This is a genomic window from Candidatus Enterococcus avicola, from assembly GCF_047470845.1.
GTDB classification, from domain to species: domain Bacteria; phylum Bacillota; class Bacilli; order Lactobacillales; family Enterococcaceae; genus Enterococcus_D; species Enterococcus_D casseliflavus.
Window position 1 is genome coordinate 117308 of the sequence record NZ_JBLGTY010000006.1, and the last position, 23360, is coordinate 140667.

Genomic DNA, 23360 nt, shown 5'->3' on the forward strand with positions numbered 1-23360 from the left:
GACAGTATATACTTAATGATATATACTAAAAGCGAAGTGGAGGAGGAAAAACATGGCACGTTATAGAAAACGAATGCTTGTTGCTTTGATCTATGCATTGCTGTCGTCGATTGCCCTAAATCTCTTTTGGCTGCCGGGAAATATTTATGCGAGTGGGATCACTGGTTTGTCGCAATTGCTGTCGCAGCTTTTAGATGAGCAGTTGAATCTGCAGCTTTCGATCTCGCTTTTGGTGCTTTTTTTTAATGCGCCATTGTTAGCGGTTGCTTGGGTCAAAATCGATCGAGAATTTACCATCATGACGGTTTGTACCGTCGTCCTGTCTTCTGTTATGATGAAGGTGGTTCCGGTCATTGCTTTAACGACCGATCCGGTGATCTGTGCCGTGTTTGGCGGATTGCTGCACGGGGTGTCGGTGGGCTTGACATTGAACGACGATTTTTCAACGGGTGGGCTTGACATTTTAGGGATTTTAGTGAAAAAAGCCACTGATAGAAGTATCGGCAGTTTCTTTATCGGCTTCAATGTCAGTTTGCAGCTAGCAGCTGGGCTGATCTTTGGCTGGCCTTATGCTTTTTATAGTGCCATTTCCTTCTTCATCAGTGGGCGGATGGTCGACTACGTCAATCTGAAGCAGCGGCGTGTACAGCTGCTGGTCGTTACAGAAAAAGCAGAACCCGTCATTACGACGTTGCAATGTGCCTTGCAGCGAGGCATCACGGTCATCAACGATGTCGAAGGTGGATTTGATCATCAACAGAAAAAACTATTATTACTGGTCATTTCCCATAGAGAACTCAAGACTGTCGAAGGCATGATCCAAGGAATCGATGAACAAGCATTTGTCAGTGTTTCTTCTGGCGTCAGTGCCAATCGATCGTTTTATGAATGGTAGCAAAGTGAAAGAAAGTAGGAGAGACGTTGAAAAAACAAGCAGTATTTCAAGAAGTTGCCCAGCAGATTGCGCAACGGGTTCATGAAGGTACGTACGTGACGAGCCAAAAGCTTCCTTCCGATTATGATTTAGCAGAGGAATTTCAGTGCAGCCGTTTAACGGTGCGCAAAGCCATCGATCTATTGATTGGCCAGAATTTGTTAGTGAAAGAAAAAGGCAAAGGAACCTATGTCATGAAACAGCCCAAGATCCAAAGCGGCTCTGGCGGGCTCCAAAGTTTTACCGAGACCGCCAAAATCCAAGGGAAAAAGACCCGTACGGAAGTTTTGCATATCGAAACCGTCAAAGAGCTCCCGATAGAGATTGGTCAGCTGTTTGGCGATTACGCCAAGGAACCGATCGTTTATTTGGTGCGCTTGCGTTACTTTGATGATGAGCCGATGACGGTGGAAAATCTTTACGTACTGAAACGCTATCTGCAAGAAGACACCGCAGAACTCACGAAAGCTCAATTAGAGTCGTCTTTGTATCAAGTCATTGAAGCCAACATTGAGATTGGTTATTCCCATCAAGAGGTGGAAGCTGTGAAAAGTCCTGCCGATATTGCGAAACTTTTACAGGTGCCTCAAGAGGAACCGATGCTTTTGGTCCATTCGATGACCTATTCCGCATCAGCCAAACCGATCTTATACGATACATCCTATTATCGAGCAGACAAATATACCTTCAAAAATACATTAGTGCGTCAAAAATAAAATCAATCCTTTAGAGGTGAAGACAATGGATCCACTCACAGCAAGTATTGAAGCCAATTGGTCAGAATTTCTCACGCTTTTGAGCGAGGTGATGCAGATCGCAAGCGTCAAAGGTGAGCCGGCGCCTCATGCGCCTTATGGCACAGGACCACGAGAAGTGTTAGCATACGTCATGGAAAAAAGCGCAGCATACGGGTTTCAAACAACGGTCATCGATGATGCGATCGGCTATGCCCATTGGGGACCAACGGATACCGACTATATCGGTGTGTTAGGACACTTGGATGTCGTCTCGGCAGGTTCTGGCTGGAGCTACCCACCGTTTGCACTAACTGAAAAAGACGGCAACTTTTATGGCCGAGGGATCTTAGATAACAAAGGGCCGATAATCAGCTGTTTGTTTGCCATGAAAGTATTGAAAGACCTTGGTCATCAACCGCAATTACCGCTGCGGATCATTTTCGGTACAGATGAAGAAAGCGGCATGTCGGATATCCCGCATTATCTAGCGGTTGAGCAGCCACCGCGTTTTGGTTTTACGCCAGACTGCAAGTATCCAGTGGTTTACGGCGAACGGGGTGTCGTCAATGTGCAACTTGATTTTCCATTGCCCGTCCAAGAAACTCAGCTGTTAGCTGCGTTTTCTGGCGATCAATTCCGCGATCATGTGCCAGACCACCTGTCGGTAACCGTAGGCAGCCAGTCCTTTGAAGCACTAGGCAAACGCTCCCCTAGCAATGCCCCTGAGCTAGGGGACAATGCCATTACAAAACTTGCGCAGCAAGCGGCACCGCAACTGACGGCGACACCGTCATTGCAAGCAGCTTTTCAGTGGATCACCCAAAGTTTTCACCAGCAGCACTATGGCGAAGGCCTTGATTTGGTACTAGAAGATGCTGATTCAGGAAAATTGATCTTGACCCCTGTGGTTCTCCAAAAATCCGCCAGTGGACTAGCGTTAGAAGTGGCCTTCCGCTATCCTGTATCGGTAACGGAGGAACAAGTGCTCGCTGGGGTACAAAAGGCATTGCCAAAAGGAGCAAGTCTTACGATCCTTCGCAGCATTCCAGGGTTCTGCCGATCAAAAGATGCCCCCGAAATCCAAAAGCTATCGACGATCTATCACCAAGTAACGGGCAATGATCCAACCCCCGTGACGACTACAGGAGCAACCTACGCCCGCAAGATGCCAAACATCCTTGCTTTTGGTCCGTCTTTTCCAGGGCAAAAAGGGATCGCTCATAACCAAGATGAGTACATGGCGGTTGCCGATCTACGGACGAATCTTGAAATTTATTTGCGCAGCTTACAAGCACTGACAAAATAAGCGAAGACACGAACGAAGAAGAGTTTTTCCAATTTTTTTGAGAAACTCTTTTTTTAGTATAGACATAGTAGTATATACCGTATAGAATATACTTGGAAGCGCTATGAAAAATGGAGGGATATTTATGTGGGGAATGATCGCTACATGGCGGATGGCACACGATGGCGTGCTCGCTGCTAAAGCAATATTAGAGCAACAAGGCTCCTGCCAAGATGCAGTAGAAACAGCCATTAAAGCAGTGGAAGATTATCCATTTTATAAATCGGTGGGGTATGGCGGACTGCCCAACGAAGAAGGCGTGTTGGAAATGGACGCTGCCTTCATGGATGGTGATACCTTCAAAATTGGTGCCGTCGCTGGGATCGTCGATGTGGAAAATCCTATTTCCGTGGCACGCAGCCTAAGTGAGGAGAAATTCAATAGTTTTCGGATCGGCCAAGGAGCGGTCGCTTATGCGCTTGCTGAAGGATTCCAGCCCAAAGAGATGCTGACACCGCGAGCCAAAACCATTTGGGAAAAGCGCAAAGCAGAGATCGCTGCCAACAACCTCGATCCCTATGACGGCCACGATACAGTGGGAGTAGTTGCGCTGGATGAACACCAAAGCATGGCAGTAGGAACCTCTAGTTCTGGTTTATTTATGAAAAAAAGCGGTCGTGTTGGCGATTCACCTTTGTCTGGATCTGGTTTTTATGTGGATAGTGAAATCGGCGGTGCCGCTGCCACAGGGTTAGGGGAAGACTTGATGAAAGGCTGCCTTTCCTACGAAATCGTTCGTTTGATGGGAGAAGGGCTAGCACCGCAAGAAGCATGTGATCAAGCCGTTTACGACTTTGAAGCGCGATTGAAGAAGCGCTACGGCAAAGCCGGCGCCTTCTCGCTGATCGCCTTAGATAAACAGGGGCGCTGGGGGGTGGCAACCAATGTAGAATTTACCTTTAGTGTCGCAACCACCAATCAAGCGCCTGCTATTTTTATGGCAACACCAGGACCTGAGCAGACAACCGTGATCGAACCCATCACGAAAGAATGGTTGGAGGCGTATGAAGAACGGATCAAAGCGCCGGTCTAAAAACCGCGATTGAGAAAAACAAACATTGGAGGAATGGATATGGCAACGAAAAAAATCTATTTGTTTTGTGAAGCTGGAATGTCAACGAGTATCATGGTCAATAAAATGATGGAAGTCGTCAAAAAGCACAACATGCCTTTGACGATCGAAGCATTCCCTGCGATCCATGCAGAAGAAAAAGTCGAACAAGAAAAACCAGTCGCTATTTTGTTAGGTCCACAAGTACGACACTTAGATAGCAAAATGAAAGCAACTTTCGAGCCAATGGGGATTCCAGTCGGCACGATCGCGACAGAAGCATACGGCATGATGGATGGCGAACGAGCGTTGAAAGATGCCTTAAGCTTGATCAAAAAAGCCAAAGCAAAGTAATAATAGTGTTGGAGTAACAGGGGACTACGTGTTATCTGCCAGATAGCACGCAGATGGGAGGAAGAAAAATGCAGAAATTTTTAAACTGGTTAGAAAAAGTGTTAACACCGATGGCAAAGACGATCGGTGAAAACAAATACTTGATTGCGATTCGTGATGGTTTTTTATTATCCACACCGTTGTTGATCGTGGGTTCACTCTTTTTAGTCTTGACCAATTTTCCGATTCCAAATTGGAACGAGATGATGAGCAGTTTGCTGGGAGACAACTGGGCAACGATGTTGAATATGCCAGCAACAGCCAGCTTTGACATTATGACGATTTTAGCCGTTGGTGGGATCGGGTATAGTTTGGCAAAACAGTTTAAAGTTGATGCCATGCAAGCAGCCATTATTTCACTCGTTTCTTTTTTTATCGTGACACCATTTACGACCGTTTTCACACCAGAAGGCTCTACGGAAGTATATGAAGTTGGCAGCCTGCCATTACGATGGATGGGTTCTAGCGGTTTGTTCTTAGGGATGGTTGTTGCCTTGATTTCCACCAGAATGTTCGTTGCGTTATTACGCAAAGGGTGGACGATCAAAATGCCTGACGGTGTTCCCCCAACTGTGGTGAAATCCTTTGAGGCGTTGATTCCCAGCTTTGTGATCGTGACGGTCTTTATGATCGCCAACTGGTTAGCAAACTTGACGTCTTATGGCAATCTCCAAGAGATCCTCTTTAAGTTCTTACAGACACCGTTGTTAAGTTTAGGAAATACTTTAGGTGCCATGATCATAGCCTACCTATTTTTGCATTTTTTCTGGTTCTTTGGGATCAATGGTTCCAGTGTGGTCGGCGCTGTCTTCAACCCTATCTTACGAGCATTATCTATTGAAAATTTAGATGCTTTCAAGAATGGCGCAGAAATTCCTAACATCATCACCGGTCAATTTCAAGACATGTTCGCGACCTTTGGTGGGGGCGGTTCGACATTATCTTTGATTTTAGTCATGATCTTAGTCTGTAAAAGCCAACGGGTCAAAAAACTATCACAGTTATCGTTGATCCCAGGTATTTTCGGGATCAATGAACCCATCATCTTTGGGTTACCGATCGTCTTGAATCCAGTTCTGCTGATTCCTTTTGCTTTAGTGCCAACGATCAATATTATAATCTCATACTTCTGTATGGATCTTGGGTTAGTCAACTATACCAATGGAATTCAACTGCCATGGACCACGCCACCGATTATTTCTGGTTTCTTAGTCAGTGGTTGGCAAGCGTCCGTGTTACAAGTCTTGTTGATCCTCTTAGGAATGGCTATTTATTATCCGTTTATCAAAGTCTTAGATAATCAATATCTAAAAGAAGAAGCGGATGCCGTTGAACAAGAAGAAGAGGAAATCAATTTTGACGATTTCGATTTTGATGATCTATAAGAAGAGAGGCACCGCTCATGAAAAAAATAATTTTGATTCTCAATCATGTCACTGCAGGGATGGGAAGTGATGAAAATGCTCAGTTGCCGCCAAGCGGCAAAAAAGCTGCCCTTGGTCCAGGTCGAACCTTGAATCCACTTTTTCAAGAGCAAGACGCACAAATCGTTGCAACGCTTTATTGTGGTGACCAATATTATCACGAGCATCAAGAAGAAGTGAATAAAAAATTTGTGGGGTTTGCTAAAAAATTTGACGCCGATGCCGTTCTTTGCGGACCTGCGATGCATTATCCTAATTTTGGCGAAATGGCAGCAGGATTGACGAAAGTATTCAATGCGCAAGGAATTCCAGGGGCTGCAGCGATGTCAGAGGAAAATCCAGCAGTGACAATCTATGCCAAAGACATCTATATCTTGAAGATGCCGAAAAAAGGCGGAATCGGATTAAATGATTCCTACAAAAAGATGGCGCACGTTGTTTCCCAGCTTGCCCACGGGAAGCCTCTAACAGAAGCAGACCAAGAGGATTTGTTTTAAAGAGAAAGACGATCAGCGATGGCTGGTCGTTTTTTTGTCCTCGATAGACACTAATAGCCATTGAAAGAAGGGCAGAATACTAGAGGGAGTATACGGCAATCTTAGATAAAATAGTAGAAGGAAGAGTGATTTTTTTCAAAAGTGAACAAAAAGTTTTTTAACCTATTGTTCAACTTAGCACATGACATTTTTCTTAATAAAAACCGAAACTTTTGTCCACTTATTTTCCTTAAAAGTTCTTGAAAACGCTTAATTAAAAGGGAGTTTAATAAAACTGTGAAAAAAATCACAAAAACTATTTACAAACGAAAAAAGATGTTGTATGATCTGTATGTGAAGTAGTTAACAAACAAAACATGTTTAAAAACTAGGAGGACATACAATGGCTAAGACATTGGAAAAAGAAGTGACAATCGACGTACAAGCAATGATTGACGATTTAGCAACGAAGGCAAATGTGGCGTTAAAAGAAATGGAAAGCTTTGATCAAGAAAAAGTGGACCACATTGTTCATGAAATGGCAATGGCAGCATTAGACAAACATATGCCTTTAGCTAAAATGGCAGTAGAAGAAACTGGCCGTGGTATCTATGAAGATAAAGCGATCAAAAACATGTACGCTTCAGAATATATTTGGAACAGTATCAAACATGACAAAACAGTCGGCGTGATCAATGAAGACAAACAAAAAGGCTTGATCGAAATCGCTGAACCAGTTGGTGTCGTTTGTGGGGTAACACCAACAACTAACCCAACATCTACAACGATCTTTAAAGCAATGATCGCTTTGAAAACACGTAACCCGATCGTTTTTGCTTTCCACCCATCTGCACAAAAATGTTCAGCAGAAGCTGCACGTATCGTTCGTGATGCAGCCATCGCTGCTGGGGCACCTGAAAACTGTGTGCAATGGATCGAACATCCATCAATCGAAGCGACTGGCTTATTGATGAACCACCCAGGAATTGCGATCGTATTAGCAACTGGTGGCGCTGGCATGGTCAAAGCAGCATACTCAACTGGTAAACCTGCATTAGGTGTTGGACCAGGGAACGTACCTGCATATATCGAAAAAACAGCGAAAGTGAAACGAGCAGTCAATGACTTGATCGTATCAAAAACTTTTGATAACGGAATGATCTGTGCCTCTGAACAAGCAGTGATCGTTGATAAAGAAGTCTATGCCTCTGTGAAAGCAGAATTTGAAGCACATCAAGTCTATGTTGTAAAAGCAAAAGAATTACAAAAACTTGAAGATGCCGTGATGAACGAAGGGAAATATGCCGTAAATCCAGCAATCGTTGGACATTCAGCAATGGAAATTGCGAAATTAGCAGGCATCAACGTACCAGAAGGAACAAAATTATTGATCGCTGAACTTGACGGTGTCGGTGCTGATTACCCACTATCAAGAGAAAAACTTTCTCCAGTTTTAGCAATGATCAAAGCAAACAACACAGAAGACGCGTTCGAAAAATGTGAAGCAATGCTTGATTTAGGCGGATTAGGCCATACAGCGGTGATCCACACTGAAAACGAAGACTTGCAATTAGCATTCGGCCTACGCATGAAAGCTTGCCGTATCTTAGTTAACACACCATCTGCAGAAGGTGGTATCGGAAATATCTACAACGAAATGATTCCATCATTGACACTTGGTTGTGGTTCATACGGGAAAAATTCTGTATCACGAAATGTTTCTGCTGTGAACTTGATCAACGTGAAAACTGTAGCGAAACGGAGAAATAATATGCAATGGTTTAAATTGCCACCAAAAATCTTCTTTGAAAAGAACTCTCTAATGTACTTGGAGAAAATGGAAAACGTTGAACGTGTCATGATCGTTTGTGACCCTGGTATGGTTCAATTCGGCTATTGCGATACGGTTCGTGAAGTACTTGCTCGTCGTAAAAATGACGTGAAAATCGAAGTCTTCTCTGACGTAGAACCAAACCCATCAACAAACACCGTTTACGCTGGAACAAAAATGATGGTTGATTTCAAACCAGATACAGTGATCGCCCTTGGTGGTGGATCAGCAATGGATGCTGCCAAAGGCATGTGGATGTTCTATGAGCACCCAGATACTTCATTCTTCGGCGCGAAACAAAAATTCTTAGATATCCGTAAACGGACATACAAGATCGACAAACCAGAAAAAACGCAATTCGTTTGTATCCCAACAACGTCTGGTACTGGTTCTGAAGTAACCCCATTTGCGGTTATCACTGACAGTGAAACACACGTGAAGTACCCATTAGCTGATTACGCATTGACACCAGATGTTGCAATCGTTGACCCTCAATTCGTAATGTCAGTACCTGCTTCTGTTACAGCAGACACTGGAATGGACGTTTTGACTCATGCGATCGAATCTTATGTGTCAGTAATGGCATCTGATTACACTCGTGGATTGAGCTTACAAGCAATCAAGTTAGTCTTTGACTACTTAGAAAAATCAGTGAAAACACCTGATATGGAATCTCGCGAAAAAATGCATAATGCCTCAACAATGGCAGGTATGGCCTTCGCCAATGCATTCCTAGGTATTTGTCACTCTGTAGCTCACAAAATCGGTGGTGAATATGGTATTCCTCACGGACGTACAAATGCGATTCTTTTACCGCACATTATCCGTTACAATGCCAAAGACCCACAAAAACATGCAATGTTCCCTAAATATGACTTCTTCCGTGCCGATACAGATTACGCAGACATTGCGAAATTCTTAGGCCTTAAAGGCAAAACAACGGCTGAATTGGTTGAAGCATTGGCAACAGCTGTTTACGAATTAGGACAATCTGTGGGTATCGACATGAGCTTGAAAGCGCAAGGCGTCACTCAACAAACACTAGATACAACAGTTGATCGCATGGCTGAATTGGCTTACGAAGACCAATGTACAACAGCAAATCCAAAAGAACCACTAATCTCTGAATTGAAACAAATCATCGTTGATGCCTATAACGGCTAACCAATGAATCAAGAACACCCTGCGGTATCTTAGCTGCCGCAGGGTGTTCTTTTGTCGTCTCTTTTTTTGAAAAACAAGCTGGCAGTTGCCGCCTTTTTGCCCAGATCAGTTAAGAATGCGAAAAATAGCAATTGAACAGGGGGGATCATAAAAAAGGAGTGGATTTCTCCACTCCGTAAAAGTCTCGTTTTTTCAGGATGTCACCAAGGCTGCTGCTTTTTTTTGCTTAAACAGATATACTCGTTACTTGCTGACGTTTTTCTTCAAGCGTAGCATCTGGAAGCTTTGTTTTTCCAAGACGACACGCAAAATGCCGTCATTCAATTCCGCTGTTTTTCCATTGACGGGCACAACGTTGTTTGGGGTTGCTTCGGTATTGGCGGCATGCAAGTCTGGGTGGTGCAAGACTTGATGGGTAGCGATTTGCAATGAATCATATTGACGCAAGTCGCAAGTGAATTCATTGGCAGCCTGCAAATCCTTATTTACTAAGAAAAAGGTCAAATAGTCATCTTCGTTTTCGATCGCAATGGCATCCACATAAGAAGCTTTTCCGTGGCTGCTATCGAAATCAGCTCCTCGAAGGATGCTATGCAACACGTGACCGCGACCATAGTTGCTGATCATTTCATAGGGATAAAAAATCGTTTGTTTCCAAGCGGCAGTATCGGAAGTCATGATCGGTGCGATCACGTTGACCAGCTGTGCCATGCAGGCGATTTTAACGCGATCTGCGTGATGAAGCATCGTGATCATCATGCTTGCGACGAGTAACGCATCTTCAAAGTGATAGACGTCTTCTAATTGTGGTGGGTGTTGACTCCAAGGTTCAATTTTTTGATCCTGTTCATTTGAGTGATACCAGACGTTCCATTCGTCGAAGGAAATATTGATCGTCTTCTTGCTTCGGCGTTTGGCTTTCACTGCATCACAGATTGCTGCGACTTGACTGATGAACTGATCCATTGCGACATTGCTTGCTAGATAATCTTGGCTATCGCCGTTACGGTTGCCATAATATTGGTGCATGGAAATGTAGTCGACTTGATCGTAACAATGACTTAATACTGTATCTTCCCACATGCCAAAGGTCGGCATCGTGAGAGAAGAACTGCCACAAGCGACGGTTTCGATCGTTGGGTCCACCAAACGCATCGCTTTGCCAGCTTCTTCTGCGAGACGGCCATATTCATCGGCTGTCTTATGTCCTTCTTGCCAAGGACCGTCCATTTCATTGCCTAGACACCAAAGTTTGATGTCATGAGGATCGGCCACCCCATGGGCACGACGGAGGTCACTATAATAGCTGCCGCCTTTTAAATTGGTGTATTCGATCAAGTTTTTCGCTGCTTCGATTCCTCGTGTCCCAAGATTGATCGCCATCATCGGTGCCGTATTGACTTGTTTGGTCCAATCCATAAATTCGTTTAAGCCGAACTGATTGCTTTCGATTACCCGCCAGGCCAAATCGATTTTTGCTGGCCGTTGCTCTTTAGGGCCGACGCTATCTTCCCATTTATACCCAGAGACGAAATTGCCTCCTGGGTAACGGACGATCGGCACATTCAACTGCTTGATCAAGGCAGCGACATCTTGACGAAAGCCTTGCTCATCGGCAAAAGGACTTTCTGGTTGATAGATCCCTTCGTACACACAGCGCCCTAAGTGCTCCACAAAAGAGCCGTAGATCCGTTCGTCGACTGGTGCCAAAATAAAGTGTTTGTCTAAATACATCGTAGTTTTCTTCAATTTTGCAACCCCTTTCTTTTCTTTCATTGTAGCGATAGTCCATGAAAATAAACACTACATTCTGTCTTATTCTATTGACGTTTTGTCCGTTTTCTTTATACTAAAGGCAAGTAGGAAGGAGTGAGAAGTTGAACGTAACCTATTCAGGATTTCAAATGCACAATGCTGTTTCCGATCATATTTATCGACCCTCTGGCTTAAAGCATTATCTTTTCGTGTTGACGTTGTCTCCAATGGTTTTCACTTTTGAAGATGGTCATCAAGAAACTAGTGAAAAAGGTAGCTGCATTCTTTTTCCTCCAACCGTCTATCAAGATTATCGTGGCAAAGAAGATTTTTTTAATAGCTTTGTTGAGTTTCAAACGGATCAGGTGATCGAAGAAACCTATGCGATCCCTTGTAATCAACTGTTCCAGCCGAAAAATATTCAACAAATCAACAAATTGATCCAAAAGATCAATCATGAATCCTTGTTGCCACAACGGCACACGGAAGAATTGATCGCGGCGTATATGACAAACCTATTGGTCTTACTTGAACGCAATTTTGAAGAAAGCATCCCGCAACCACAAAACGAACACTATCAACTGTTTCAAGCGATGCGGTTGAAAATGTTAGTCAATTGCGAACAGCAATGGGATTTTTACCAGTTTAGCCGAGAGCTTTCCATCGGTAAAAGCCAATTCTATAAGCTCTATCAACAATTTTTTCATACCACGCCCAAAGAAGATTTATTGCAAGCTCGGTTTCAAAAGTTTTTTTATTTACGCAGCAACGAAACACTGACGATTCGAGAGGCGGCGTTTCAATCTGGGTTCCAAAACATCAACCATTTTAATCGGCTCTTTGCGAAGCGCTATGGCTGTGCACCGACAAAGTACCAACAGGAGCAATAGGCAGGTCTGATCGGTAAAAACGCAGAAAAAAGTCCGACGAATTCTTGACGGATGAAAGAGAAAACGGGACAATGTCATTAGGAGGTGGCGTATGGATACAGAAACGATCGTAAGCGAACTTTCTAAACGTTCAAGCGAAATGGAAGCGCTACAAAGAAAATTGAGTCAAAGCCAATTAATGAACAATGAAGCGGCACAAACGTTCATTTTTGACTTAAAGGATTATTTAGATAGCTTAAAGCTCGTAACGGATTTAGTACCGTCAGCGGCCACTACAACAGTGGAAGTTGACCAGTTGTCGTACGTCTTAGGTGAACAAAATCAAAGCATCCAGCAGCTGCTGGTTATTTTGGAAGAAGCCGAAGCAAATGACGACCAGTGCTTTTTCGGCAAAAGTGCGGGAGAAGTGCGGCGGATGATTGGCAGTCTGTCTGGGATCCTGGAACTAAACGGTCTGTTGCTGCAAGACAATCGTGGCTTTCAGCAAGTCGTGAAGGAAACTGGACCGCTCCAGGTGACTGAAACAAAGGAAGTCCCTGAGAAAAAAGGATTTCTCCAAAAGCTTTTTGGGAAATAAGCACTGATCGTCGATCAAAACATGAATCACTTGTACCCACAAAACGGCACTTCACAATACGTGAAGCACCGTTTTGTGGTACAAGTATTTTTTTGCTTTTTGCCAATAGAGACGGAGGGATCAGAAGGTACCGACGCTGAAACCTTAGACTGAAATCGAACTTCTGGGGGGACATTCTTCAATCCCGTAAATCAGAAAGGTGTTTTCGGTAGCTTTTCTACTAGCATTTGCCAGTAATTTTTTGCTAGTAGCTAAGCTGAATGGTTTTTCTCTGATCTCCTTGGCTCATTGCTACTTTGTCCGCTGTGATAGTGACATCAAAGGGTGGAATCTGATCAGAAAAGGCATTGCCTAAACACGCAACGAGCCATTCCTGTTGTCCGGCGAGAACGGTTTTGCTTATTTGAGGGATGACTGTTCGACTATAAAGTAGATTCGTGTTGGGTTCTGGCATCAAGAGGGTACCTTCTTGATACGTCGGGAAGCTTTTGATACCGACACAGCCAACCGAGCTTTGATAAAAGGTGCCTTCTTTGCTAGAAAGCGCAGCACCATCAGCTGGTGCTGCAAAGCTGCCATTGACCAGTTGCAACCTTCGATCCGTTTGAATCCGATGGTAACGCAGATGCCAAGGATACATCGGAATCACAAAGGTTTCGATGACGACCTGCTCGTAGGGGCGCCAGCGACTATAGACGTAGTCATCTTCAATCGCAAAGGCTTCGTAACCAAAAGCTGTTTTAAAATCCGTCTGCCCCTCTGAGATCGCCAATATATTATCATAGGCACCTTGTTTCAATAAAACGGTTGCTTTCGGTACGCTAAACCCAAACGTTGTCGAATAGACAAACTTTTCGTATTTGGCATTGCCGTGAGCATGTTCGTGGGAATGTTGCCCCGCAGTGAAAGCTTGCAATTCTGTGCCTTCTTGGTTATGCACCAAAAGCATCCGACTATGCGGATTGCGCACCGGTGTGGCAAAGGTTGGCACCTGCTCCTCAAGCGTCCAAAATTCAGCATCCGCTGGGATGGCCAATACACAGAAATTTTTGAAAGCCCAATAAGGCGATCCTGGTGCGTTATAGCCTTCAGCCATATTTAGGTTGGGGTAAGCATAGCCAATACTTAAAAAGCCTTCTTGCGTAAAGATTGGTTGGCGAAACCAGTAACGCATGTTTTGTAACAGTAAATATTTTCCTTCATTTTTTGTGAAGCCTTCATATTCTATATCGGCGAAAGCACCGACAGCAAAGAAACTTGATTGCGCAAACCGATACGTTAGACTACGACCAAAAGGCAATGCCGCACCGGTTTTCGTGAACCACTGCTTAAAGGATTGCGCAAACGTAGCGGCTCTTTGACGGTAGCTAAACTGATACGGGCATTGGGAACGACAAGTAAGAACACTGTAAAGGAGTCCGTAGTATTGCATCCCAAAAGGAATATAATAGTCGATTTGGTTTTCATAGCCATCAAAATACCAGCCGTCTGCTAAGTAATACCTCTCGATCTCTTCTTGATCAGCCAAAAGGGTGGTTTCTACAAAAGGCAATGCTGCCATTTCAAAGAAGGTATTAACTAAAATCCGAAAGAAGAGCCAATTGGTTTTAGGGATCGTGTGCTGATTGATCTGATTGAGCCAATCAAAGAGATTTGTTTGCTCTCTTGGTGTGAGGAGATCCCAAAAGATGGGTTTGGTAAAAATCAAATAGCTAGCAAGGGCACCCATTTCCACAAACAATTGGTCGTAGTCATGCAGTTTTCCCCAGTACTCCTGAGAGGTCGGGGTGGTGCCTGCAACGATCCCGGCATTGGCTTGTTGAAAAAGTTTTGGGTAACGAAGGCACGCTTCTTCTTGGCTGAACAATGGGCCTAATCCCCAGAGTGTCCGTAAAAAGCCTTCGATGTCACTCTTTTCCTGAGTGTACACCGCTCCTGAATTTCCTAGGTGGACCCTCCCGGGAGTTCCTTGTTGTGCCATACATTCGTATACGGGAGTGACCAGATCAACAAGGGCCTCTTCTAGATCAGTTTTGGTTCGAAGAGGGTTCTTACTTAATGCTTCTTGGAAGTTTCTCATGCAAACAGCTCCTTTTATTTGTTATTTTACTTTATTTAGTAAAATAAAGAAATGGAAACTGTTACATTTCTCGATTTAAAGTAAAAAATAGTAAAAAATCGCTGGAAACAGTTACATTTTTTTGTCGACATCGCTATAATGGAGAAAATACGAGAGGAGCTACATGCAATGACCCAGATTTCCTTAACGATTTATGACCAAAAGCATCAAGTAAAAAAAGGCAAACGAACACCTGAAAGTGAACCTACCCTTCTTCAAGCGACGGCGGAAGACTTTGTCACGTTGGCATCCCAAGCGTATTGTTACGAGGACGGAGATAAAATCGTTGTCTCGCTCTCACGCAGTGGACAATTTGTGTGGGTCACACTCGATGAAACGCTGGCGACTACTTTGGTGTACATCAAAGGCAACGAGTGGATCTACCCCGTACATCTTAGTGAAAATGCCAAAGAAGCCGCGCCAGAAGGCCGTTTTGCTGGGAAAAGCCATTATTTGAGTGTGCGGGTAGCAACAAAAGAAGAACTAGCGGCTTACCGCAATGTCGCCTTAAACCCTCATGATCAAAAAGAATTCTTGGGTGCCTATCCGCATGCCCATGCCAATGTTGAAACAAGAGATGATGCGACGTTTTTCGCTTGTAACGCTATTGATGGCATTTTTGCCAATACGTCTCATGGCAATTATCCCTATGGCTCATGGGGGATCAATCAACAAGCAGATGCCGCTTTGACGATCGACTTTGGTCATGAGGTCCGCATCGACCAATGTGCGCTTACGTTACGGGCGGATTTTCCCCATGATAGCTATTGGCAACAAGTCACGTTGGCGTTTTCCGACGGGAGTCAAGAAATCTTGCAGACGGTCAAAAGCAGCCAACCTCAACGGTTTTCTTTCCAGCCGCGAACGGTCACTTGGGTGAAATTGCATGAGCTGATCCAAAATGACGATCCCTCACCATTTCCAGCGTTGACCCAAATCGAAGTCTTCGGACGCTCCATTCAGGAGGAAAACGCGTGAATCCAGCAGATGTAAAAGAAGAAATTTTACAGGCGGCACAGGCTTATCTTGAGACTGGGGAAATTCCCTATTTGCCTTATCAAGGCTATCAAGAGTATCTCGAATCGGGGAATCGTGTTGCCTTCGAAGCCCATTATTTTGCCCGCCGACGGATGTTGGTGGTTTTAGGACTTGCTTATGAAATGGAGCGTAAGGCAGCGATCAAAGTGCTGTTGGAGCAAGTGATTTGGGAAATCTGCAATGAATATACATGGTGTTTGCCAGCGCATCTGCCGATTGTCGATGGCCAGTTTTCTTCGCAAGCGCGCCACACAGTCGATCTTTTTGCAGCTGAAACTGGGCAATCCTTAGCAGAGTTGTTTATGTTGGTTGGGGGAGACCTTTCACCAGTCATCACAGAACGAGTGTTGTATGAGATCGATCAACGGCTTTTTTTACCCTTCGAGGAGCAAACCTGGGAGTGGGAGACAAAAGAGAACAATTGGTCCGCAGTTATTGGTGGCTGTCTTGGAATGACGGCGCTCTATGTATTGCCGAAAAAAAGCGAGCGACAATTGCGGATGATCAAACGATTGGATACTGCAATGCAAAGCTATCTCAACAGCTTTGGCGAAGATGGTGCTTGTGTAGAAGGCGTCGGTTACTGGGCGTATGGGTTTGGTTATTTTCTGTATTATGCACAATTGTTGGCAGAAGTATTGCAAGAAGATACCTACCTAAAGCAGCCTAAAACCAGAAAAATTGCCGCTTTTCCTTATTACACGATGATTTCTCCAGGGCATTACATTCCTTTTTCTGATTATTCGGCGATCGAACTGCCTAGCGGCTTGGTCAGTTATTGCTACGAGCATTTGGGCGTGGCGGTTCCCCAATTATCGGGGGTCAGTCCGTTAGGTTTTGATCCTTGCTACCGGTTTGCCCACAGCTATCGAAATTTGTATTGGCATAACGAAGCGATCACACGAGAAACGAATGCCTCGTTTCATCACTATTTTGAACAAGCACAGTGGTTTATTGCAAAAGATGTGCAGCAGGATCTCTTTTTTGCTGCCAAAGGGGGGAGCAATCAAGAAAGCCACAATCATCTCGATGTCGGTCATTTTGTTTTAGGAACGACGGAGGAGTTGTTTCTGACGGACCTTGGTGCAGGGGAATACACCAAAGAGTATTTTGACGAGAACATGCGCTATCACTACTTTCCCGCAGCCGCAATCAGTCATTCGCTGCCGATCATCAACCAGCATACCCAACGCGCAACAGCCGAGGAAGCGACGGTGCTGCAGGTCGATGACCAGCAATTTGACTTAGACCTCAGTGCGTTCTATCCGAAAGCAGCGGTCACTGAATACCAGCGGCGCTTCGTTGTCTCGCAGCAACAAGTAACGATCGAAGACCATTTTGTCTTTGACGAGCACCAACCAAAGAATCTGGTGGTGGAAAACTTTATTACGAACATACCACCAATGGTGCAAGATAAGACCGTTCAACTAATGACAAAAAAAGCACGCTGTGTTCTTGGTTTTACCAGTGATAAGATCCAAATACAGCCAGTCACTTATCAAGATCACCATGGTGTACAGGCACAAGCGTATTTGATTCAAGCCGAATACGCGCTTGAGCAGACAGGGGAAATCAAAACGACCATTAAAATAAAAAAAGGGTGAGAAGGATGCGGTGCTTCCTTGCAATGACATTGATCAATGCAAGAAGACACCGCAGCTTCTCAGCCTTCTTTTGGTTTTGCGGTAGATTGACGAATCACCAGCTGTGTACTTAAAAAGATGCGTCTGGCGATCCCAGGATTTTCGATGCGGTTATAGAGTAGCTCTAACCCCGTTTCACCCATCTCTTCAGTAAATGCTTGGACTGAAGAAAGGGGTGGAGAGACATAGCGGGACACCGAAATATCGTTGATGCCCATAACACTGATGTCTTCAGGAATCTTGATTCCATGAGCCGTTAACGTATGGATGACCCCGATCGCAAAGGCATCATTGGCTGCCAAAATCGCAGTCGGCAAGCGGTCTTGCCACAAAGCCAAAGCCTGCTCCGTTAATTCTTCCCCCGTTTGGACATCCAACCGACTATTTTCTTTCACGATGAAATAATCCTCATCAAACAGCTGATAATGCTGCATCATATCGACATAGGTGTTGACCGTTGGGGTTTTGTACCGCCGATACCCATACATATTTTGACTTTCCTCGGCGCCGATAAAGGCGATTTTTTGATGACCAAGTCCCATCAAGTGAGAAAGAGCCAACTCCGTTGCTTGCGTAAAATCGGTATTGACAGAATCGTAGTCATCCAGGGGAAAGTTACTGCCAATCACACAGAGGTTGGGGTGTAGCTCATGGAGTTTTTTGACCCGCTCTTCTGTAAACTTGCCGATCGCCAGTAAGCCGTCGACGGACTGGATCACTGACTCATCAAGGTTGGAGATTTTTAACAGATCGCAACCCAGTTCGGCGGCTCGTTTTTCCACACCCAAACGAATCGACATATAGTAAATGTCTTCCAATTCTTCATCATCCATCCGCCACTGAACGATCCCAATCGATTTGTTGTGTTTTTTTGGTACATCCACTGGTAGTTCACGCTGCTTTTGCTTGTTTTTGTATTTCGTATAATTTAGTTTTTCAGCTGCCTCGAAAATCTTTCGTTTGGTTTCTTCGGTCACTGAAAGACTAGGATCGTAGTTCAGAACCCGTGATACGGTTGATATTGATACCTCAGCTATGGTCGCTATGTCGGTAATCGTAGCCATAGAATCCCTCCTCCAATGCTTCTCCTCTTCAGTATATTTCTTTTTAGTAAAAAAACCAAGAGAGAAATTGCCCTCAAGTAAAAATTTTACTTTTTTTAGGAAAAACTATTGATTATTTTCCTAAAAAAAAGTATGATTTGAAATGAAGAAAGCGTTTTAAAAATGAGGGTGGCATGAATGAAGTGGATTAATTCGTTATTTATCCTGGGACTACTTATGGGGTTGACTGCTTGTTCTCCAAATGAAGCAACGCAGACGCAAGCATTTTCTCAAAGCAGCGAAAAGCAATTAAAAGAACGAGCGCTTTGTTATTCTGACGAAGATTTTTCGCAAGGTGTCGTCCCGTTGCATGAATTCGTGAAGCTATCTGGCACCATCGTAAAGAGTGATGCGAAAACAGCAGACATTGAGAAAGGGGATCGATTTATTCTAGAAACAGCGGCTGGACAGTACCAAGTATTCAATGAGCAAAGTCAACAACTGAAACTGCAAGATGTGGTGACGGTCTACGGAGAATATTATGGGTTTATTAAAGCGACATTGATTGAAAGGAAGGATGCGGATGCAATCACAGAAGCTGCAGCAATTGAAAAAGAATAAATTTGAAAGTTATGAAGATGTAGCAGCCGGCTTCAAAACGATCATGGATCAACTCAAACCCGCTTTTGCAAGCAGTCGTCCCGGTCATTTGGCTTTAGGCAGCCATGGGACTGTCTATGAGAAAGAGGTACAGGAACTTGAAGCGTTCTTGCGACCGCTTTGGGGACTCGCGCCTTATCTAACCCAGCAAGAAGATTCATTCATGGAAACCTATCTCTCAGGAATTATTGCTGGTACAGATCCAGAGAGTCCCGATTATTGGGGTGTTGTGGAAGACTTCGACCAACGAATCGTGGAAATGGCTTCGCTAAGTACCTTTTTATTATTAAACAAGGAAAAAACGTGGGATGTTTTATCCCAACACCAAAAAGATGATCTCCATGCGTGGCTGATCCAAGTCAATCAACGAGAAATTCCCGCAAACAATTGGCATTTCTTTCGGGTTCTCGTCAATGTAGCCATGAAGCGTTGTGGCCGCAGCTTTTCCCAAGAAAAGATCGATGCTGACTTGGCATTGATCGAGACCTTTTATTTAGGGGAAGGATGGTACTGTGATGGAGTAGCCACTCAAATCGATTACTATGTATCTTTTGCGATCCACTACTATAGTCTTCTGTACTGTCGATTTGTCCCTGAGGATCTTGAAAGGGGAAGGAAGTTCAAACAACGAGCCACCGATTTTGCTCAAACCTTCAAACATTGGTTTGCAGCAGGTGGAGCTGCCGTTCCTTTTGGTCGAAGTTTGACGTATCGCTTTGCGCAAGTTTCTTTCTTCAGCGCATTGGTTTTTGCGGATGTTGAAGCATTGCCATGGGGAGAGATCAAAGGGTTGATCAGTCGTCACCTGCATCAGTGGATGCAGCAAGACATTTTTACTTCCGAAGGGATACTGACGGTCGGCTATTCGTACCAGAATCTGATCTTTGCCGAAGGCTACAATGCACCAGGTTCACCTTATTGGGCGTTAAAAACCTTTCTTTTGTTAGCGGTACCAAAGGAGCATCCCTATTGGCAAGTCACCCCGACGCCATTAGCGATCACTGAAAGAACACTGGCTCATCCAATCAGTAAGAACTTTTATCAACACAATCAAGACTTGACGCATGCCTTGATGTTTCCTGCAGGACAATGTATCAACTATCAAAGCCATGCCAGCAGCAAATATAGCAAATTTGTCTACTCAACGACGTTTGGCAATAGCGTGCCCAAAAGCAATTATTGGTTTTATGAAGGAAATTATGACAATACGTTGGCTTTGTCAGAAGATGACCATTACTTTCGCACCAAAGGATTGGATCGCCAGTATCAGCTTTTACCTGATCGGATCATTCATGAATGGGATCCGTGGGAAGACGTGCAGATAAAAACAACGATCATTCCACTGATAGGCAGTCACCTTCGCATTCACGAGATCAATTCTCAGCGCGCCCTTTCTTTCTATGAAGGTGGGTTTTCATCACCGAAAGAGCCTACTGCCATCACTGAAAAAAACGCACGCAGCGCTGCGGTACGAACATCGATCGGCTATTCGAAAATCGAGGCGATCACTGGCTATGAAACGAGCGATGTCCTACGAACGGAGCCAAATACGAACCTCTTGTATCCTGCAACGTGGCTGCCGTATCTAACTGCTCAACGACAAGCGGGAAAGCACCTGTTCGTTTCCCTCGTCACCGGCTTGCTTCCACAAGAACAAGAACAAGCAGTGACCGTCGAAGTGACAACAAACAACATTACGATCAATCAATCCGGACATATGATCCAGGTTGAGCGAATAGGAGGAAAAAATGGAAACCAGCTATGACGTACAGCTATCACAATGGGTAGCCGAGCAAATCGACTTCACCGTTAATCAAGTAAGAAAGAATACTAAGACCTTTGACACGTTGGTCCCACCGGCAGCAAGTGAACAGCTTGTCTATCGACCAGAAGCCAACCATGATTGGACGGCGAGTTTTTGGACTGGCATGTTGTTTTTGAGTAAAGAACTGACGGGATCAACAGAATTTGATGAAACCATCGAAAAACAGCTGCACTCTTTCCAAGAACGATTGGACCAAAGAATTGGACTAGAAACCCATGATATCGGGTTTTTGTATAGTTTGACTGCGATTGCCGACTATCGAGTGAACGGACGGGAATCTTCGAAAAAACTCGCGATTGCCGCCGCCGATCTATTGATGGCCCGTTACTCACCCAAAGCCCAAATCATTCAAGCGTGGGGCAATCTCGATGATCCGCAACAACGGGGGCGCATCATTATTGATTGCTTGATGAATTTGCCGCTATTGTATTTTGCTTCCCAAATGACGGGGGATGAATCCTACAAACAAGCAGCCTATGCTCATGCCAAGCAGACCCAGAAATACATCGTGCGAGACAACGCCACGACGTACCACACCTATTACTTCGACGTTGAAACTGGAGCGGCGATCGGCGGCAATACCCAACAAGGCTATGCCGATGATTCCTGCTGGGCGAGAGGGCAAGCGTGGGGAATCTACGGATTTACGCTGAGTTACCTTTACACCGGTGATACCAGTTTCTTGAAGACTGCTCAAGACCTTGCGGATTACTTTATTGCTGAATTACCGGCGGACAAGGTCAGTTATTGGGATTTAGTGTTTAACGATGGTAGTCAGGAAGAAAGGGATAGTTCGGCCGCCGCCATCGCAGTCTGTGGCTTGCTAGAACTGGCGAAACATTTACCGATCACGCAGCCAAACCAAGCCGCCTATCAGGAAAACGCCTTGGCGATCTTGGCGTCGTTAGCCCAAAACTATACAACGATCGACCATCCCGAATCAAACGGACTTTTGATGCATGGGGTTTATGACAAGAATTCCCTCAAAGGGGTCGATGAATGCATGATCTGGGGCGATTACTATTACATGGAAGCGCTGATGCGGGTGTCACAAAGTTGGTATTCCTATTGGTAGTTTTAGGGGCGACCCTTTAAAAAAATGTTTAATGGAGGAATGAACATGCACTTTTTGAAAAAAGGTTTATTAGCAGCAACGATGTTTGGGACAATCGCAGCCTTGGCAGCGTGTGGAGGCGGAGCGACAGATGATTCCGCTGCTTCTGAAGATGGCGACATCAAATTGACCGTAACCACTTGGAATTACGATACGACACCTGAATTCGAAAAACTATTCCGTGCCTTTGAAGAAGCGAATCCAGGCATTACCGTTGAACCTGTCGATATTGCTTCAGATGATTATGATACCAAGCTGACGACGATGCTCTCTTCAGGAGATACGACAGATATTTTGACCATGAAAAATTTACTTTCTTACTCTAATTATGCGTTGCGGGACCAATTGGTGGATCTCACCGACCATATCGGATCATTGGATATTGCCCCAGCGCAAGAAAGCTATGACATGTATGACGTAGAAGGCAAAACCTATGCACAACCGTATCGGACGGATTTTTGGGTCTTGTATTATAACAAAAAAATGTTCGATGAAGCAGGCTTAGACTACCCATCAAACATCACCTGGGACGAATATGAGGAGCTTGCCAAGCAGCTAACAAAACCAGACGAACAAATTTATGGTGCGTATCAACACACGTGGCGTTCCACTACCCAAGCGATTGCAGCTGCCCAAAATGGCGCCAACTTGATCGATCCTCAATACGACTATTTAGAAGAATATTATGATCGTGCATTGCGGATGCAAGACGAAAAGGCGCAAATGGACTTTGGGACGGCAAAATCAACGAAAGTTACGTATCAATCACAATTTGAAAATGAAAAAGCAGCCATGATGTACATGGGAACTTGGTATATGGGTGCATTGATGACCAATATCGACGATGGCAAGACAGATGTCGAGTGGGGTATTGCGGAAATGCCGCAAAATGAAAAAGGGGAAGTAACGACATTTGGTTCTCCGACTGCTTTTGCCATCAATAAAAATTCAAAACATCAAGAAGCTGCGCAAAAGTTCTTAGACTTTTGTTCTGGTGAAGAAGGCGCCAAAGTATTAGCAGAAGTCGGTGTCGTTCCTTCGTATAAGACTGACGCCATTGATGAACTTTACTTCTCCCGTGAAGGCATGCCCGCCGATGAAGTATCGAAAAAAGCCTTCAATCCAGAAACCGTCGCGATCGAGTTTCCTGTCGATGAAAATGGACCAGCGATCGACAAAATCTTGCAAGAAGAACATGACTTGATTCTTGTAGGGGATGAAACACCAAAAGCAGGCATTGCGAATATGGAAAAAAGGGTGAAATCTGAAACCGAATAGTCCTAACGAGAGAAGGGACTTGGGCAAAAAAGTTCCTTCTCTTTATTAATGAAAGGGGGCCTG

At 44.5% G+C, this 23360-nt stretch carries 19 protein-coding genes; 16 read left to right on the plus strand and 3 right to left on the minus strand.

From position 1 onward, the window contains the following. Nucleotides 1-52: 52 nt before the first annotated feature. From ACI3E5_RS07720 to adhE, 8 genes are all read left to right on the plus strand, one after another. Nucleotides 53-895: a YitT family protein gene (locus ACI3E5_RS07720; RefSeq protein WP_074934385.1), complete on the plus strand. Its 843-nt coding sequence runs from the start codon at nucleotides 53-55 to the stop codon at nucleotides 893-895. 26 nt (nucleotides 896-921) lie between these two features. After that, nucleotides 922-1650 (plus strand): GntR family transcriptional regulator, LSA1692 subfamily, encoded by a 729-nt coding sequence (locus tag ACI3E5_RS07725; RefSeq protein ID WP_016609636.1) that lies wholly within the window; start codon nucleotides 922-924, stop codon nucleotides 1648-1650. Nucleotides 1651-1675: 25 nt separating this feature from the next. Next, on the plus strand, nucleotides 1676-2977 hold the full coding sequence (locus ACI3E5_RS07730; RefSeq protein WP_142973113.1) for a Sapep family Mn(2+)-dependent dipeptidase: 1302 nt from the start codon (nucleotides 1676-1678) through the stop codon (nucleotides 2975-2977). Between the two features lie 124 nt (nucleotides 2978-3101). Further along, nucleotides 3102-4049, plus strand: a complete 948-nt coding sequence (locus tag ACI3E5_RS07735; protein WP_498821227.1) for a glycosylasparaginase — start codon at nucleotides 3102-3104, stop codon at nucleotides 4047-4049. A gap of 39 nt (nucleotides 4050-4088) precedes the next feature. Beyond that, nucleotides 4089-4421, plus strand: coding sequence for a PTS sugar transporter subunit IIB (locus ACI3E5_RS07740; protein WP_005227348.1), 333 nt, complete (start codon nucleotides 4089-4091; stop codon nucleotides 4419-4421). A gap of 68 nt (nucleotides 4422-4489) precedes the next feature. Then, a complete protein-coding gene (celB, locus tag ACI3E5_RS07745; RefSeq protein ID WP_005227350.1) occupies nucleotides 4490-5845 on the plus strand; it encodes a PTS cellobiose transporter subunit IIC in 1356 nt (451 codons plus the stop codon). Between the two features lie 17 nt (nucleotides 5846-5862). Continuing rightward, complete coding sequence (locus tag ACI3E5_RS07750) at nucleotides 5863-6381, plus strand: GrdB-related putative oxidoreductase (RefSeq protein ID WP_074934382.1); 519 nt, start codon at nucleotides 5863-5865, stop codon at nucleotides 6379-6381. A 382-nt stretch (nucleotides 6382-6763) separates the two neighbouring features. Then, entirely contained in the window at nucleotides 6764-9355 is a 2592-nt protein-coding gene (gene adhE / locus ACI3E5_RS07755) for a bifunctional acetaldehyde-CoA/alcohol dehydrogenase (RefSeq protein WP_010748754.1), read from the plus strand. Between the two features lie 243 nt (nucleotides 9356-9598). Here the strand turns inward: adhE and arfA are convergent, their stop codons facing one another. Further along, a complete protein-coding gene (arfA, locus tag ACI3E5_RS07760) occupies nucleotides 9599-11131 on the minus strand; it encodes an arabinosylfuranosidase ArfA (RefSeq protein ID WP_074934381.1) in 1533 nt (510 codons plus the stop codon). A 101-nt stretch (nucleotides 11132-11232) separates the two neighbouring features. Here arfA and ACI3E5_RS07765 point away from each other — a divergent pair, with 101 nt between their 5' ends. Then, nucleotides 11233-12000, plus strand: a complete 768-nt coding sequence (locus tag ACI3E5_RS07765; RefSeq protein ID WP_015508907.1) for an AraC family transcriptional regulator — start codon at nucleotides 11233-11235, stop codon at nucleotides 11998-12000. A gap of 91 nt (nucleotides 12001-12091) precedes the next feature. Continuing rightward, nucleotides 12092-12577, plus strand: coding sequence for a hypothetical protein (locus ACI3E5_RS07770; RefSeq protein WP_074934380.1), 486 nt, complete (start codon nucleotides 12092-12094; stop codon nucleotides 12575-12577). A gap of 244 nt (nucleotides 12578-12821) precedes the next feature. Here ACI3E5_RS07770 and ACI3E5_RS07775 read toward each other — a convergent pair whose 3' ends face one another. Continuing rightward, nucleotides 12822-14657, minus strand: a complete 1836-nt coding sequence (locus ACI3E5_RS07775; RefSeq protein ID WP_074934379.1) for a DUF2264 domain-containing protein — start codon at nucleotides 14655-14657, stop codon at nucleotides 12822-12824. A gap of 168 nt (nucleotides 14658-14825) precedes the next feature. On the opposite strand from ACI3E5_RS07775, the gene ACI3E5_RS07780 reads away from it, so the two are divergent. Together ACI3E5_RS07780 and ACI3E5_RS07785 are read left to right on the plus strand one after the other, a co-directional pair. Then, nucleotides 14826-15674, plus strand: a complete 849-nt coding sequence (locus ACI3E5_RS07780; RefSeq protein WP_074934378.1) for a hypothetical protein — start codon at nucleotides 14826-14828, stop codon at nucleotides 15672-15674. After that, complete coding sequence (locus ACI3E5_RS07785) at nucleotides 15671-17338, plus strand: heparinase II/III family protein (RefSeq protein ID WP_074934377.1); 1668 nt, start codon at nucleotides 15671-15673, stop codon at nucleotides 17336-17338. The genes ACI3E5_RS07780 and ACI3E5_RS07785 overlap by 4 nt, the downstream gene beginning before the upstream one ends. Nucleotides 17339-17397: 59 nt before the next feature. Here ACI3E5_RS07785 and ACI3E5_RS07790 read toward each other — a convergent pair whose 3' ends face one another. Further along, the gene (locus ACI3E5_RS07790; protein WP_005232137.1) at nucleotides 17398-18441 is read right to left on the minus strand and encodes a LacI family DNA-binding transcriptional regulator; all 1044 of its coding nucleotides are present in this window, start codon (nucleotides 18439-18441) and stop codon (nucleotides 17398-17400) included. Between the two features lie 177 nt (nucleotides 18442-18618). Between ACI3E5_RS07790 and ACI3E5_RS07795 the strand changes: the two genes are divergently transcribed. From ACI3E5_RS07795 to ACI3E5_RS07810, 4 genes are read left to right on the plus strand one after another with little or no spacing between them, the layout of a single operon-like run. Beyond that, the gene (locus tag ACI3E5_RS07795) at nucleotides 18619-19041 is read left to right on the plus strand and encodes a hypothetical protein (protein WP_074535302.1); all 423 of its coding nucleotides are present in this window, start codon (nucleotides 18619-18621) and stop codon (nucleotides 19039-19041) included. After that, complete coding sequence (locus ACI3E5_RS07800) at nucleotides 19004-20845, plus strand: DUF2264 domain-containing protein (protein WP_498821217.1); 1842 nt, start codon at nucleotides 19004-19006, stop codon at nucleotides 20843-20845. The genes ACI3E5_RS07795 and ACI3E5_RS07800 overlap by 38 nt, the downstream gene beginning before the upstream one ends. After that, nucleotides 20829-21980, plus strand: a complete 1152-nt coding sequence (locus tag ACI3E5_RS07805) for a glycoside hydrolase family 88 protein (RefSeq protein ID WP_016609652.1) — start codon at nucleotides 20829-20831, stop codon at nucleotides 21978-21980. Before ACI3E5_RS07800 ends, ACI3E5_RS07805 begins: the two co-directional genes overlap by 17 nt. Before the next feature lie 45 nt (nucleotides 21981-22025). Then, nucleotides 22026-23297 (plus strand): ABC transporter substrate-binding protein, encoded by a 1272-nt coding sequence (locus tag ACI3E5_RS07810; protein WP_074934375.1) that lies wholly within the window; start codon nucleotides 22026-22028, stop codon nucleotides 23295-23297. Nucleotides 23298-23360 lie beyond the last annotated feature (63 nt).

Bases quoted from the DNA above. Each gene is read 5' to 3' on its own strand.
- ACI3E5_RS07720 (WP_074934385.1), top strand. From the start codon at position 53: ATGGCACGTTATAGAAAACGAATGCTTGTTGCTTTGATCTATGCATTG.
- ACI3E5_RS07730 (WP_142973113.1), top strand. From the start codon at position 1,676: ATGGATCCACTCACAGCAAGTATTGAAGCCAATTGGTCAGAATTTCTC.
- ACI3E5_RS07735 (WP_498821227.1), top strand. From the start codon at position 3,102: ATGTGGGGAATGATCGCTACATGGCGGATGGCACACGATGGCGTGCTC.
- ACI3E5_RS07740 (WP_005227348.1), top strand. From the start codon at position 4,089: ATGGCAACGAAAAAAATCTATTTGTTTTGTGAAGCTGGAATGTCAACG.
- celB (WP_005227350.1), top strand. From the start codon at position 4,490: ATGCAGAAATTTTTAAACTGGTTAGAAAAAGTGTTAACACCGATGGCA.
- ACI3E5_RS07750 (WP_074934382.1), top strand. From the start codon at position 5,863: ATGAAAAAAATAATTTTGATTCTCAATCATGTCACTGCAGGGATGGGA.
- adhE (WP_010748754.1), top strand. From the start codon at position 6,764: ATGGCTAAGACATTGGAAAAAGAAGTGACAATCGACGTACAAGCAATG.
- arfA (WP_074934381.1), bottom strand. From the start codon at position 11,131: ATGAAAGAAAAGAAAGGGGTTGCAAAATTGAAGAAAACTACGATGTAT.
- ACI3E5_RS07770 (WP_074934380.1), top strand. From the start codon at position 12,092: ATGGATACAGAAACGATCGTAAGCGAACTTTCTAAACGTTCAAGCGAA.
- ACI3E5_RS07775 (WP_074934379.1), bottom strand. From the start codon at position 14,657: ATGAGAAACTTCCAAGAAGCATTAAGTAAGAACCCTCTTCGAACCAAA.
- ACI3E5_RS07780 (WP_074934378.1), top strand. From the start codon at position 14,826: ATGACCCAGATTTCCTTAACGATTTATGACCAAAAGCATCAAGTAAAA.
- ACI3E5_RS07790 (WP_005232137.1), bottom strand. From the start codon at position 18,441: ATGGCTACGATTACCGACATAGCGACCATAGCTGAGGTATCAATATCA.
- ACI3E5_RS07795 (WP_074535302.1), top strand. From the start codon at position 18,619: ATGAAGTGGATTAATTCGTTATTTATCCTGGGACTACTTATGGGGTTG.
- ACI3E5_RS07800 (WP_498821217.1), top strand. From the start codon at position 19,004: ATGCAATCACAGAAGCTGCAGCAATTGAAAAAGAATAAATTTGAAAGT.
- ACI3E5_RS07805 (WP_016609652.1), top strand. From the start codon at position 20,829: ATGGAAACCAGCTATGACGTACAGCTATCACAATGGGTAGCCGAGCAA.
- ACI3E5_RS07810 (WP_074934375.1), top strand. From the start codon at position 22,026: ATGCACTTTTTGAAAAAAGGTTTATTAGCAGCAACGATGTTTGGGACA.